Source organism: Mesorhizobium sp. YM1C-6-2, assembly GCF_003666685.1.
Taxonomy (GTDB): domain Bacteria; phylum Pseudomonadota; class Alphaproteobacteria; order Rhizobiales; family Rhizobiaceae; genus Mesorhizobium_K.
Genome location: NZ_RCIZ01000006.1, coordinates 153,833 through 166,643, shown reverse-complemented (window position 1 = coordinate 166,643; position 12,811 = coordinate 153,833). Strand labels below are relative to the sequence as shown.

Sequence of the window (12,811 nt, the reverse complement as noted above, 5' to 3'; positions counted from 1 at the left end):
GCAAGGCGCATTCGGTATCAACCCCACCGGCCAGCCTACGGCTGAGGCATTATTCCTTCGGCGGCTCGGCCGGAACCGGCGCGGTGCCGAGGCCCGACAGGGTGCGCGCCCTGACGCGCGGGCGGAAGGCCCGGCCGGGCTCCGGGGCACGGCGCAGCGCCGGGTGCGCCACCGGCTCCTTGGCCTTGAAGGCATATTCCCTGAGCAGCGCGAAATAGCCGGGAAAGACGTAGCCGTTGTTCATCGCGATCCACTGCTCGCGCCTGTCGCGGAAGAGGCCGGGCAGCTTGTACCAGGCGACGTTGGGGCTCTTGTGGTGGACGAGATGCAGGTTGTTGTTGAGGAAGAGGAAGGCGAGCGGCGAACGCTCGATGATGATGGTGCGGCCGTCCGGCCGTTCCGACCACTGATGCTCGGCGAAGGTGCGCACCGAGATCAGCGACTGGCCGAGCCAGACAGGCACCAGGATATAGAGCCAGAGCGGGATGCCGAATCCGAACTGGATGATCGGCAGCGCGACGGCGAGGCCGATCGCATGCAGCAGCCATGCCTTGCGCACCGCCTTGTCGCCGGCGGCGATCAGCTTTGCGTCGGTGAGCAGGAAGCCGGCGGTGCCGAGCAGCGGGCCGATGACGAAGCGCCCGACCATGGTGTTGTTGACCGACAACAGCCATTTCAGGCCCCGCGGAAGCTCGTGGTAGTGCCACAGCGCCTTGTAGTAGCTCTCGGGATCGTCGAACGGGTCGGTCAGCCGCTCGTCGGCATGGTGGCGCAGATGCAGCGCCTTGAAGCGGCGGAACGGATACACCAAGCCGACGGGAAGGCCGACCATGACTTCGTTCACCCAGCCTCTGCGGGTGGGATGGCCGTGTGCGGCCTCGTGCATCAGCGACGACTGCATGGCCAGCAGCACGCCCAGCACGATCAATGCGATTACGGGATAGGAAGGCCAGAGAAAGACCGCTGCCCCCACCCAGGCAGCGTAACAAGCTATGACGAGAAAGACCGTCGGCCATTCGATGGCCTGAGTTTTCCTGCGTTTGCCCCTTTTGTTTTCCGGCATGCCCTCGACCACTGCCCCCAGAAGTCGGAATCTCGCGATTCCTGACAGCATTGTGTCAGGAGTGATGACCGGTTCACAATGAGACAATGCGCACAAGATGTAGATTTTGCGCATCAAAATCATCAATTGTTGTGTTATGTAAACTTCTTGGGGATTCTCGTTCCGGAATGACCCGTATTTACCCTGGGGAACGGAAATCGAATCCGGTTTGGAGCTAAGATGGACAAGCGCAATCTCTCAAGCGTCTTTCGCGATCGCCTGAAACTGCTTCTCCAGCGCTCCGACCAGAACCAGTCGGCATTCGCGGCCGCGGTGGGGATCGACCGCTCGGCGCTGTCGCAACTGCTGTCGGGAGCCTCGACCCGCCTGCCCCGCGCCGAAACGCTGCTCAACATAGCCGCCGAGCACAAGGTCTCGCTCGACTGGCTGCTGGGCTTGAGCCAGGACGAGGGCCTGACCGGCGAGATCCGCCGGAGCGTGGAGATCGAGGAAGGCGACGGCGCGTTCGGACGCACCCTGCTCGCGCGCTGGCACGCAGAGGCGGTCGGCACCAAGATACGCTACGTACCGGCCGGCATTCCCGACCTGCTGAGGACCCAGGCGCTGGTCGACTACGAGGCGGACATATCGAACCGCAGCCGCGAGCAGCAGGCGGACGAGACGCAGTACCGCATCGACTACAACCGGCGGCCGGAGACCGACATGGAGGTCTGCATGCCGCGCCACACGCTCGACGTCTTCGCGCGGGGGCTCGGCGTCTGGAGCGGCTTTCCCGAGCACGAGCGCCGGGCGCAGCTCAGCCACATGGCGAACCTGCTCGACGACCTCTACCCGACCTTCCGCCTGTTCCTCTATGACGGCCGGCTGCGCTACTCGGTGCCCTACACGATCTTCGGGCCGTATCGGGCGGCGATCTATGCCGGCGACATGTATCTGGTGCTCAACGCGACGGAGACGATCCGCACCCTGACCAAGCATTTCGACAACCTGATCCGCGCCGCCGACGTCAACGCGCACGAAGCGGCGGCTCATGCCCGGGCACTGGCGGATATGGATTTCGATGCGGCCTGATATCAGCTATTTTATTGACCCGACATAAAGACTTCTTTATATCCTTATCTGAATTCATCCCTTTGAAAGCCGTGTCACGATGACCAACCCGATCGACGCCCTGCTCGCCGAAAAAGGCGTTCTCCTCGCCGACGGCGCCACCGGCACCAACCTGTTCAACATGGGGCTGGCCTCCGGCGAGGCGCCGGAACTGTGGAACGAGACGGCTCCGGAGAAGATCACCGCCCTGCACCAGAATTTCGTCGACGCCGGCGCCGACATCATCCTCACCAACTCCTTCGGCGGCACCCGCCAGCGGTTGAAGCTGCACAATGCGCAGGACCGCGTGCACGAACTGAACAAGCGCGCCGCCGAGATCGCGCGCGAGGTCGCCGACAAGGCCGGCCGCAAGGTGATCGTCGCCGGCTCCGTCGGGCCGACCGGCGAGCTGCTGGAGCCGCTGGGCGCCATGACCTATGACGAGGCGGTGGACGCTTTCGCCGAGCAGATCGCGGGCCTCAAGGAAGGCGGCGCGGAAGTGGCGTGGATCGAGACGATGTCGGCGCCCGGCGAGGCCAAGGCCGCCGCCGAGGCGGCGATCCGCGTCGGCCTGCCCTATACCTACACCTTCTCCTTCGACACCGCCGGCCGCTCGATGATGGGCCTGGCGCCGAAGGACGTGCACGGCGTCGCGGACGGTCTGTCGGAGGATGCGGTGGCGGTGGGCGCCAATTGCGGCGTCGGCGCGTCGGACATCCTCTCCTCGCTGCTCGACATGAGCGCGGCCAAGCCGGACGCGACGATCATCGTCAAAGGCAATTGCGGCATCCCCGAATTCCGCGGCACGGAAATCCACTATTCCGGCACGCCAGAGCTGATGTCGGACTATGTGCGGCTGGCGGTCGACGCCGGCGCGAAGATCGTCGGCGGCTGCTGCGGCACGTCGTTCGGACACCTTGCGGCGATGCGCAAGGCACTCGACAGCCATGTGAAGGCGGAACGGCCGACCGTCGAGACGATCGTCGAACGCATCGGTCCGCTGCGCAACAAGACCGCCGACAAGAGCGGCGCCGGGGCCGAGGGCGGCGAAGGCCGCCGCGAGCGCCGCCGCAGGGCCTGAAGCCGCGGCGGCGGATCAGGCCGCTGCGTTGGCCTTGCCGTCCTTGATCGCGGCGTCGACGCTGACCGGTCCCGGCCCGGCGAAGAAAAGATAGAAGAAGATGAAGCAGAACAGGATGGCCGACACGCCGCCGTTCTGCGCCGGGAAGAAATCCTGCGGCGCGTGCCGGAGGAAATAGGCGAACGCCATCAGGCCCGACAGCACGAAGGCCGCACAGCGGCTCTTGAAACCGATAAGCAGGAAGAAGCCGAGGATCAGCTCGAGCACGCCGGCGATCCACGACAGCGAATAGAGGGGCGGGCCGTCGGCGATCGGAAAGCCTAGGACCTTCTGCACGCCGTAGCTGAAGGCAACCAGCGCCGACACGATGCGCAGCAGGCTGAGCGCATAGGGTTGCCACATGTCGAGCTTGCCGGTCATCGGGTGCCTTTCGGTCTGAATGTTGCACCGCAATATCCAGCGCCGCCGCAGCCTGTCATCATACGTTTCCGTGATTTTACGCAGCGTCAGGGGAACCACACGTTTCGCTCAGCACGCGATGATAGTTCTCTTCCCGTTCCTCCAGCCACTCATAGCCGCGCGGCCAGCTTGCCGGATCGGTGACCGGCAGCGGGAAATTGCTGAGGTAGCAGCAGCCCTCGTAGCCGCGCAGGCTGGCGTCCAGCGCCTCGCCGAGCCGGGGCTCGTAGGAAGCCAGCCGATTCACGGTTGTAGCCCAGCCCTCCCCGCGCTCGCCCCTGACGAAGAGGCCGACGCTGCGGTTGGTCAGATAGAGCGAGAGCACGAGATCGTCGGCCACCCGGCGCCAGCGCGACCAGAGACTGCCGTGCACGATTTCAACCGGCTTGCGGAAGGCGATGTAGCCTTCCCAGAAGCGCTTGATCTCGGGAGATGACAGCGAGCGCAGACCCCTATGCGAAATGTCCCATTCGTCGAGTTGGCGATCCGGCATGCGGGGGGCCTTTAATCCGGTGATGTGCTCCGAGCTACATACAAAATCACCGTCGGAAGCGCACGCCACGGCGGAACCACTCCTGACAGCCACCAGCGCCTTCGTTTTGCCTGATAGGAAAGGGCCGGCGGAGAAGCTCTCCGCCGGCCGCCTCGCCCGCTCATCCGGCACGCCCCGCTCGAGACAAGGGCGGGCTATCTGTCTTCCCGGTCGAGCGCCGATGCCAGGCGCAACAGCGACAGGAACTCCGCGCGGTAGCCGTAGGGATCGGCCCCCCGCGCGGCGGTGGCGATCTCCATGATCCTGTCGTAACCGAAGGAAGCTGTCTGGTCGGTGCCGCGCAGCTTCTGGCCGAAGGCTGCGACAGCAACGGAAAACCGCTGGTCGGCGCCCGCAGCATTGAAGGACGCGACCTCGTTCGCTTTCGTCACCGGCGTCTCGATCAGCTTCGAGACGTCCTCCGTCGGCAGCTTGTAGCGGATTTTCACGAATGCATATTCGTCGGCATTGGCGACGCCGCCGTTTTGGCTGGACGCCTCGCCGTAGCGCAGCGGGTCCATCATCTCTGCCGGGCTGCCCTTCGGCGTGATCTCGTAGATCGCCGTCACCGAATGGCCCGAGCCGATCTCGCCGGCGTCGACGCGGTCGTTGTTGAAATCCTCGCGGTTGAGAGCGCGCGTCTCATAGCCGATCAGACGGTATTCGGAGACGGCCGCCGGGTTGAACTCGACCTGGATCTTCACGTCCTTGGCGATCGGGAAGAGCGTCGAGGCGGAATCCTCGACCAGCACCTTTTCCGCCTCGGCCAGCGTGTCGATATAGGCGGCGGTGCCATTGCCGTTCTGCGCGATCGTCTGCATCATCCGGTCGTTGAGATTGCCGCGGCCGAAACCGAACACCGACAGGAAGACGCCGGACTTGCGCTTCTCCTCGATGATGCGCTTGAGATCCTCGTCGTCCGACTGGCCGACGTTGAAATCTCCGTCGGTGGCGAGCATGACGCGGTTGACGCCGCCCTGCACGAAAGAGTCCTGCGCCAGGCGGTAGGCCTCGCGAATGCCGGCCTCGCCCGCCGTCGAGCCGCCCGGCCGCAAATTGTCGATCGCGGAGAGTATCTTCGCCCGCTCGGATACCTTCGTCGGCTCCAGCACCGTGCCGGCGTCGCCGGCATAGGTGACGATGGAGACCGTGTCCTCCGGGTTCAGCTTCGTCACCAGCAGGCGGAAAGCCGACTGGAGAAGCGGCAGCTTGTCGGGCTCGTTCATCGAGCCGGAGACGTCGATCAGGAAGACGAGGTTGGCGCGCGGCTGCTCGGCCGGCTGCACGTCAAACCCCTTGATGGCGACATGCATCAGCCTGGTGTGCTGGTTCCACGGCGTCGGCATGACCGTGACGGTCGAGTTGAACGGCGTGGACGCGCTATCCGGCCCCTTCCAGTCGTAGGGGAAGTAGTTGACCATCTCCTCGACCCGCACCGTGTCGGGCTGGGGCAAAACGCCTTCCTTCAGCGAGCGCCGCACGAAGGAATAGGAGGCGGTGTCGACATCGATCGAGAAGGTGGAAACGGGATCGGTCGCGGTTGCGTGCACCGGGTTTGTCTTGAACTCGGCGAAGCGATCGCGGTTTTCCTCCATCGGCGGCAGGATGTCGGTCGGCGGCGCAGCGCCCGCCGACTGCTCGCGCATCGACTTGGAGGTCGCGGAAACGCTCGGCGCCACACCGACGCGGCCGCCTTGGAGTGCCGGCGCCGGCGCAGCAAGGCCGCTGGCATCGCTGGACAGTTCATCGGCCTGCGGCATCGCGTAGTTCGCCGGCGCTTCCGGCTTCGGAGCCGCTTCCGGCACGACCTGCAACCGGTTCAGCACGTCCCGGCTCTCTGAGGCGGCGAAGGCTTCCTTCTCCTTCGCCGGCTCGGCCGCGGTCGTCTCCTGCCGCACCACAGGGGCCTCGGCAACCTCGCCCGCATCGAAACGGAACGGCGATTCCTCCATCAGATAGAACGCCGCGTAGCCGGCGATCGGCAGCGCCACCAATCCGGCGATCGCCGGCGTCGCAAGCAGCTTCTTTTGCATCATAGCTCTCCAGATCCTGGTTATGCGATCCGTGAGACGCAGGCGGCTTTCCGATCCTTGGGGGGCCGTTGCAGAATTCTTCTCGTCGAACGCCTGCATGGCGGCGGCAAGCGCGCGCGCCCTGGCCTCGGCGTCCGGGGCCGGCGCCCGGAGGCGCGCGAGCCGCTTGAGTTCGTTGTCGTCGACCATGGTCAACCTTCCCCGGCCGAAAGCATCAGCGCCTTCAGCCGCTTCTTCGCTTCATGGATGTGCCACGAGACGGTCGCCTCCGCGCAGGCCATCGCGTCCGCCGCGGCGGCGTGGCTCAAGCCCTCGCCATAGACCAGCAGCACCGCATCGCGCTGCTTGCCCGGCAGTTCGCGCACCGCTGCCCAGAGCCTCTCGGCCCTGTCGTCGGCATCGGGCGTACCCTGCCCTTCGACCAGCGCATGCCGGCCGAAGGCTTCGGCCTTCGCCGTTTCCCGCGCCTGTCTGCGCGAAAGGTCGCGTGCGGCGTTGAGCGTGACGGCGTAGAGCCAGGTGGTGAAGGCACCGCCGCCGCGATAGGTGCCGATCGCCCGGCCGAGCCGGATGCAGACCTCCTGCGCTATGTCCTCGGCATCGGCCTTGCGGCCCGACCAGCGCCAGGCGACGCGATAGACGAAATCGTAGTGTCTCTCGACAAGCTTGCCGAAAGCCGCCCTGTCCCCCTGCTGCGCGCCTGCGATCAGATCGAGATCGGAAGGCTCGATGTCGTCCAGCATCATCGCCGTCATTTGTCAGCTTGGACGAGAGCTTTGAGGCATTCCTTGGGGCATGGAGAAGATTTTTTTGCCTGCCAGAATCGAAAACGGCCGCACGAGGCGGCCGTCCGGAAGTCGTGGATGGCGCGAAGGATCAGTCCAGCGCCGCAACCACGATGATCTCGACCTTGTATTTCGGCGCCGCGAGCTTGGCTTCACCGGTCGCGCGGGCGGGCGTGTTGGCGGGATCGACCCAGGCGTCCCAGACCGCATTCATCTCGCCGAAATTGGCCATGTCGTCGAGCCAGATGATGGTCTGCAGGAGCTTCGACTTGCTTGAGCCTGCCTTGGCGAGCAGCGCGTCGATCTTCGCCAGGGTGTCCTTGGTCTGCTCGGCGACGGTCGCGCCTTCGCCGACCTGGCCGGCCAGGTAGACGGTGTTGTTGTGGATGACGATGTCGCTCATGCGCGGACCGGCGTCGATGCGGCGAATGCTCATTGATGGCTTCCTTCCTGTTTTTGCTGGTTCTCCATAGATTGCACGGCAGGAAAGGCAAGTGCGAGCGGCCGAAATCCCCTGCGGCCGCGCAAATCCGCTATCCCCAGCCGATACCCGCCGAGAGAGAAATTTCCGCGTCGGCGCAATTGACTAATGTAATAACATCACATACCCAAAGCGCCATGTGGAGCAACCGGATCCCATGGCCGAAGCCAGCCTGACATTTCGCGACCTGACGCTCGGCTACAACAGCCACCCTGCGGTGCATCACCTGAACGGCACCGTGAAGACCGGTTCGCTGACGGCGATCGTGGGCGCCAACGGATCGGGCAAATCGACCCTGATGAAGGGCATCGTCGGCGTGCTGAAGCCAATGGAGGGCGTGAGCCTGACGGCGCCGGGCGCCAGGATCGCCTACCTGCCACAGCAATCGGAACTCGACCGCAGCTTTCCGGCGCGGGTGGTGGACCTCGTCTCGATGGGCCTGTGGCCGAAGCGCGGGCTGCTCGGCCGCCATACCGCCGAGGACAGGGAGACGGTAAAGCGCGCGCTGATGGCGGTCGGCATGGACGGTTTCGAGGCGCGTCCGATCGACACGCTGTCGGGCGGCCAGTTGCAGCGGGCGCTGTTTGCCCGCGTGCTGGTGCAGGACGCCGAAATCATACTGCTCGACGAGCCGTTCAACGCCGTCGATGCGCGCACCGTCACCGACCTCGTCGCGCTGATCAAGCGATGGCACGGCGAGAAGCGCACCGTGATGGTGGTCGCGCATGACCTCGATCTCGTACGCCAGCATTTCCCGCAGACGCTGCTGCTCGCCCGCCGGCCGATCGCGTGGGGGCCGACGGTCGAGGCGTTGAAGCCGGAGAATCTGCTGAGGGCGCGCCGCTTCGACGAGGCCTGGCACGACGATGCGCCGTGGTGCGAGCCGGAGCCGCATGAGCATGGCGGTGACGATCACGCGCATCTGCATGCGCACGGGCATCACCATCATCACGAGCACGGCGAAGCGCACGACAGCCACGACCACGAAACAGGACCGCGGGCGGCGTGATCATGTACGACTTCCTCGTCGCCCCCTTCGTCGAGTTCGGTTTCATGCAGCGCGCGCTTGCCGGCTCGCTGCTGCTCTGCCTCTCCTCCTGCCCGGTCGGCGTTTTCCTGATGCTGCGGCGCATGAGCCTGACCGGCGACGCGATGGCGCATGCCATCCTGCCGGGTGCGGCGACCGGCTTCCTGCTCTACGGGCTGGAGATCGTGCCGATGACGATCGGCGGCCTGGTTGCCGGCGTCATCGTCGCGATGGGGGCCGGCGCGGTGTCGCGCTTCACCGTGCAGAAGGAGGACGCCTCGCTCGCCGCCTTCTACCTGATCTCGCTGGCGCTCGGCGTGATGATCGTGTCGCTGCGGGGATCGAGCGTCGACTTGATGCATGTGCTGTTCGGCACGGTGCTGGCGCTGAACGACGAGGCGCTGAAGCTGATCGCCACCATCGCCGGCGTGACGCTCTTGACGCTCGCGGTCTTCTGGCGCGCTTTGGTCGCCGAATGCCTCGACCCGCTGTTCCTGCGCTCGGTGAGCCGGCTCGGCACACCAGTGCATTTCATCTTCCTGGGGCTGGTCGTACTCAATCTCGTCGGCGGCTTCCAGGCGCTGGGCACGCTGCTTTCCGTCGGCCTGATGATGCTGCCGGCGGCAGCAGCCCGTTTCTGGACGAGCCGCGTCGAGCCGATGTGCCTGTTGGCGCTGGCGATCGGTTTCGCCGCCTGCGTGGCCGGACTCTTGATGTCGTACCACGCCTCACTGCCTTCTGGACCGGCGATCGTGCTTTCGGCGGGCGTAGCCTATCTCGCCTCGATCCTTGCCGGCCCGCGCGGCGTGCTCCGCTCGCGCGTGCGCCACCACCGTCACCGCACCGCCTGATCCCAAGCAATGGAGAAGACCATGCCGAGAACTATCTCCCTCGCCGCCGCCCTGAGCGTTATAACATTCGCATCGACTGCCCTCCCCGCTGCAGCCGAACCGATCAAGGTGGTCGCAAGCTTCTCGATCATCGGCGACTTCGCCAAAAATGTCGGCGGCGATCGCATCGCGCTGACCACCATCGTCGGCGCCAATGGCGACGCGCATGTCTACGAACCCAAGCCAGCCGACGCGGCGGTCGTGGCCAATGCCGACGTGGTGCTGGTCAACGGCCTGCATTTCGAAGGTTTTCTCCAGCGCCTGGTCGAGGCGAGCGCGACCAAGGCGACCGTCGTGGAATTGACCAGGGGCCTCGAAACGCTGTCCTCCACCGAGGAAGCGCACGATCACGAGGCTCATGCGGCCGAGACTGATGGGGACGATGCTCATGACCACGAAGCCGAAGAAACCCACGAGGCCGGACACGCGCATGACCACGGCGCGGTCGATCCGCATGCCTTCCAGTCGATAGCCAACGCCAAGATCTACGTGGCCAACATCGCCGAGGCCTTCTGCGCTGCGGACGCCGAGGGCTGCGACGCCTACAGGGCGAACGCCGAGGCCTACACCGGCCGGCTCGACGGGCTGGAAGCCGAGGTGAAGGACGCGGTGGCGGCGATCCCGGTCGACAAGCGCACCATCATCACCTCGCACGACGCCTTCGGCTATTTCGAGCACGCATACGGGCTGACCTTCCTGGCGCCGGAGGGCGTCTCGACCGAAGCGGAGGCATCCGCTGCCGACGTCGCCAAGCTGATCACGCAGATCCGGGGCGACAAGGCGTCCGCCATCTTCGTCGAGAACGTCACCAACCAGCGGCTGATCGAGCAGATCGCCAACGAGACGGGGCTGAAGATCGGCGGCACGCTCTATTCCGATGCGCTGTCCGATGCGGACGGCCCCGCGGCTACCTATATCGACATGATGCGGAACAATATCGGCGCGATAAAAGGTGCTATCCTCGGCAGTTGAGGCACCCTCGCCCGCCAGGGAAACATTCGAAATGACAGAGTTCACCCCCTTCCAGTCGCTGATCGGCGGCGTGTTGATCGGCCTCTCGGCCGTGCTCCTGATGGCGCTGCACGGGCGCGTCGCCGGCATGACCGGCATACTGACCGGTATCATCCCGCCGGCGGCCTCCGACTGGTCCTGGCGGGCAGCGTTCCTGGCGGGCGCGGTCATTGCTCCGGCCCTCTATCTCGCGGCCGGCGGCGTCATTCCCTTCGAAGTGCCGGTGTCGACGGGCGCGCTGATCCTGGGCGGACTGCTGGTCGGCATCGGCGTGCATTTCGGCAATGGCTGTCCGAGCGGGCACGGCATATGCGGGCTGGCGCGGCTCTCGCGCCGCTCGCTGGCCGCCGTCCTCACCTTCATGCTGGCGGCCTTCATCACCGTCTTCGTCGTCCGCCACGTGATCGGAGGCTGAACCATGAAACGCATCGTCTCCGCTCTACTTATCGGCATCGTCTTCGGCCTCGGCATCACCGTCTCCGGCATGATCAATCCGGCCAAGGTGCTGAACTTCTTCGACCTCGCCGGCAACTGGGACCCGAGCCTCGCCTTCGTCATGGGCGGCGGGCTGGTGACGGCGCTGATCGGCTACAGGCTGGTCTTCGGCCGGCTGAAGACGCCGGTCTTCGCGCCGGCATTCCCGCCAAGTCCGGCCGGCGGCATCGATGCCCGCCTCGTCGGCGGCGCGGCCGTCTTCGGCATCGGCTGGGGCATAGCCGGCTTCTGTCCCGGCGGCGCCATTCCCGCGCTTGGGCTGTTGAACGCGCAGACCTTCATCTTCGTCGCGGCCGTGATCGCCGGCATCGTCGCCGGCCGCGCCATCAAGAGCAGGTTGCCGGCGCCTGCCCCGGCATGACGGTTGCCCAACCCCGCGTCCGGTGGCATGAGAGTGCCTGAGCCGGCGTGGCAGCAAGATTAGAGGTGCAGCATGGAATACCGCCAGATCAGCGACAATTATTCGGTAAGCGGCCAGATCCTGCCGGAGGACATCGCGGTGGTGAAGGCGGCGGGCTTCAGGAGCGTCATCTGCAACCGGCCGGACGACGAACAGCCGGGCCAGCCTTCGGCCGACAGCGTCAAGCAGGCGGCCGAGGCGGCCGGCCTCGAATTCCGCTACATCCCGGTCATCAGCGGCCAGATCACCGAGCAGAACGTCGCCGACCAGGCGGCGGCGCTGGACGACCTGGACGGCCCGGTCTTCGCCTATTGCCGTTCCGGCGCCCGCTGCACCAACCTATATGCGCTGATCCAGGAAATGGGCGAGTAGCGCTGTCTTTCAGCGCATGAACGCCGCCATGTGGAAGGCCTGCGCTTCGGCAGGATAACGATAGGCCGCGCCATAGGGACAGGCGTTGCGATCGAGGCAGCCAGTCGTGCGGCAGAGCTCGCCGGACGGACCGCGTACATGGTCGAGGCAGGCCTGATAGGCGAAACCGGCCTCTGAATACGCGCCAACCGGACAGGCTTTCAGGCAAGGTTTTCCGACACATAGGTCGCAGAGATGAATCACCTCGCGAGGCGCCTGAATCGGAATCTCAACGTCGAACAGCAGTGCCCCACGGTAGGCGTGCCAGAGCCCGTATTCGGGATGCATGAGGATGCCGAGCGGCGACGGTTTCAGCCCCTCCGCGCGCATTGCCCATTGCTGGAACGGCAGCCAGGGCTTGTCCGAAGGATAGACCGCGCGTGCGCCGAATTCGGCGGCAACCCCGTCGATCACGGTGCGCGACCAGGTGTCGAGCGGGTCAGCGAGATTTTCAGGCTGCGATCGCCGCCAGCGCGAAAAATGCGGCCAGGGCGCATCGCCCGCCTGCCCGACGAGCAGGATCGATCTTGCCGGCACGCCGGACGGACCTGATGGCGCGGCCTCGCCAGCCGCGAAACGGAAGCCGCCGCGCGGGATAAGGCCGTACCGGGCGAGCATGCTGACAATGCCGTCGATCATGCGATAGTAGCCACTCCCCTTCTATCGGGCGGTGCGAAGATGACGAACGATACGACAACTCTTTGGCGGCCGGTCGGGCCAGCCGAACTCGATCTCGTACGGCAGTCGGGCATGAAAGCCTTCCCGCCGCGCCTGCCCGATCAGCCGATTTTCTACCCGGTACTCAACGAAGATTATGCAATCCAGATCGCACGGGACTGGAACGTACCGGCGAGCGGCGCAGGATACGTATTGCGTTTCGACGTCCGGAGAGACTTTCTGGACCGATATCAGGTGCAGCAAGCCGGCGGCCGCCAACATCTGGAATACTGGATACCGGCCGAGGAGCTGCCTGCGTTCAATGACGCTATCGTCGGGCCGATCGTCGTGACCGGCTCCTTCGGCAAGCCGGACGCCTAGGCATCAGCTCGCATCG

Annotated in this window: 16 protein-coding genes; 9 read left to right on the top strand and 7 right to left on the bottom strand. The window is 65.4% G+C overall.

The genetic code is table 11. From position 1 onward, the window contains the following. Nucleotides 1-49: 49 nt before the first annotated feature. Entirely contained in the window at nucleotides 50-1,063 is a 1,014-nt protein-coding gene (locus D8676_RS16750) for a fatty acid desaturase (protein WP_121582399.1), read from the bottom strand. A gap of 219 nt (nucleotides 1,064-1,282) precedes the next feature. Between D8676_RS16750 and D8676_RS16745 the strand changes: the two genes are divergently transcribed. Next, nucleotides 1,283-2,134 carry a helix-turn-helix transcriptional regulator gene (locus D8676_RS16745; RefSeq protein WP_121582229.1) on the top strand — a complete coding sequence of 284 codons (852 nt, stop codon included), beginning with the start codon at nucleotides 1,283-1,285 and terminating at the stop codon, nucleotides 2,132-2,134. 79 nt (nucleotides 2,135-2,213) lie between these two features. After that, nucleotides 2,214-3,233, top strand: a complete 1,020-nt coding sequence (gene bmt / locus D8676_RS16740) for a betaine--homocysteine S-methyltransferase (RefSeq protein ID WP_121582228.1) — start codon at nucleotides 2,214-2,216, stop codon at nucleotides 3,231-3,233. A 15-nt stretch (nucleotides 3,234-3,248) separates the two neighbouring features. On the opposite strand, the gene D8676_RS16735 is transcribed toward bmt, so the two are convergent. The 5 genes from D8676_RS16735 to D8676_RS16715 all read right to left on the bottom strand — a co-directional run bounded on the left by D8676_RS16735 (nucleotide 3,249) and on the right by D8676_RS16715 (nucleotide 7,478). Next, nucleotides 3,249-3,653: a DoxX family protein gene (locus D8676_RS16735; RefSeq protein WP_121582227.1), complete on the bottom strand. Its 405-nt coding sequence runs from the start codon at nucleotides 3,651-3,653 to the stop codon at nucleotides 3,249-3,251. Between the two features lie 76 nt (nucleotides 3,654-3,729). Further along, a complete protein-coding gene (locus D8676_RS16730) occupies nucleotides 3,730-4,185 on the bottom strand; it encodes a hypothetical protein (RefSeq protein ID WP_121582226.1) in 456 nt (151 codons plus the stop codon). 194 nt (nucleotides 4,186-4,379) lie between these two features. Next, nucleotides 4,380-6,446, bottom strand: coding sequence for a VWA domain-containing protein (locus tag D8676_RS16725; protein ID WP_121582225.1), 2,067 nt, complete (start codon nucleotides 6,444-6,446; stop codon nucleotides 4,380-4,382). 2 nt (nucleotides 6,447-6,448) lie between these two features. Next, nucleotides 6,449-7,012 carry an RNA polymerase sigma factor gene (locus tag D8676_RS16720; protein ID WP_121582224.1) on the bottom strand — a complete coding sequence of 188 codons (564 nt, stop codon included), beginning with the start codon at nucleotides 7,010-7,012 and terminating at the stop codon, nucleotides 6,449-6,451. Nucleotides 7,013-7,133: 121 nt separating this feature from the next. After that, on the bottom strand, nucleotides 7,134-7,478 hold the full coding sequence (locus D8676_RS16715) for a RidA family protein (RefSeq protein ID WP_121582223.1): 345 nt from the start codon (nucleotides 7,476-7,478) through the stop codon (nucleotides 7,134-7,136). A 202-nt stretch (nucleotides 7,479-7,680) separates the two neighbouring features. On the opposite strand from D8676_RS16715, the gene aztA reads away from it, so the two are divergent. The 6 genes from aztA (at nucleotide 7,681) to D8676_RS16685 (ending at nucleotide 11,718) form a co-directional block, all read left to right on the top strand. Then, complete coding sequence (gene aztA, locus D8676_RS16710) at nucleotides 7,681-8,532, top strand: zinc ABC transporter ATP-binding protein AztA (protein ID WP_121582222.1); 852 nt, start codon at nucleotides 7,681-7,683, stop codon at nucleotides 8,530-8,532. A 2-nt stretch (nucleotides 8,533-8,534) separates the two neighbouring features. Then, nucleotides 8,535-9,401 (top strand): zinc ABC transporter permease AztB, encoded by an 867-nt coding sequence (aztB, locus tag D8676_RS16705; RefSeq protein ID WP_121582221.1) that lies wholly within the window; start codon nucleotides 8,535-8,537, stop codon nucleotides 9,399-9,401. 21 nt (nucleotides 9,402-9,422) lie between these two features. Further along, nucleotides 9,423-10,412: a zinc ABC transporter substrate-binding protein AztC gene (aztC, locus tag D8676_RS16700; RefSeq protein ID WP_121582220.1), complete on the top strand. Its 990-nt coding sequence runs from the start codon at nucleotides 9,423-9,425 to the stop codon at nucleotides 10,410-10,412. 31 nt (nucleotides 10,413-10,443) lie between these two features. Then, nucleotides 10,444-10,866, top strand: coding sequence for a YeeE/YedE family protein (locus D8676_RS16695; RefSeq protein ID WP_121582219.1), 423 nt, complete (start codon nucleotides 10,444-10,446; stop codon nucleotides 10,864-10,866). Between the two features lie 3 nt (nucleotides 10,867-10,869). Beyond that, complete coding sequence (locus D8676_RS16690; protein WP_121582218.1) at nucleotides 10,870-11,307, top strand: DUF6691 family protein; 438 nt, start codon at nucleotides 10,870-10,872, stop codon at nucleotides 11,305-11,307. A 72-nt stretch (nucleotides 11,308-11,379) separates the two neighbouring features. Next, nucleotides 11,380-11,718 carry a TIGR01244 family sulfur transferase gene (locus tag D8676_RS16685; protein ID WP_121582217.1) on the top strand — a complete coding sequence of 113 codons (339 nt, stop codon included), beginning with the start codon at nucleotides 11,380-11,382 and terminating at the stop codon, nucleotides 11,716-11,718. Nucleotides 11,719-11,727: 9 nt separating this feature from the next. Here the strand turns inward: D8676_RS16685 and D8676_RS16680 are convergent, their stop codons facing one another. Beyond that, complete coding sequence (locus D8676_RS16680; RefSeq protein ID WP_121582216.1) at nucleotides 11,728-12,396, bottom strand: 4Fe-4S dicluster domain-containing protein; 669 nt, start codon at nucleotides 12,394-12,396, stop codon at nucleotides 11,728-11,730. 39 nt (nucleotides 12,397-12,435) lie between these two features. Between D8676_RS16680 and D8676_RS16675 the strand changes: the two genes are divergently transcribed. Next, nucleotides 12,436-12,795 carry an ADP-ribosylation/crystallin J1 gene (locus tag D8676_RS16675; protein WP_121582215.1) on the top strand — a complete coding sequence of 120 codons (360 nt, stop codon included), beginning with the start codon at nucleotides 12,436-12,438 and terminating at the stop codon, nucleotides 12,793-12,795. The last annotated feature ends 16 nt before the right edge of the window (nucleotides 12,796-12,811 follow it).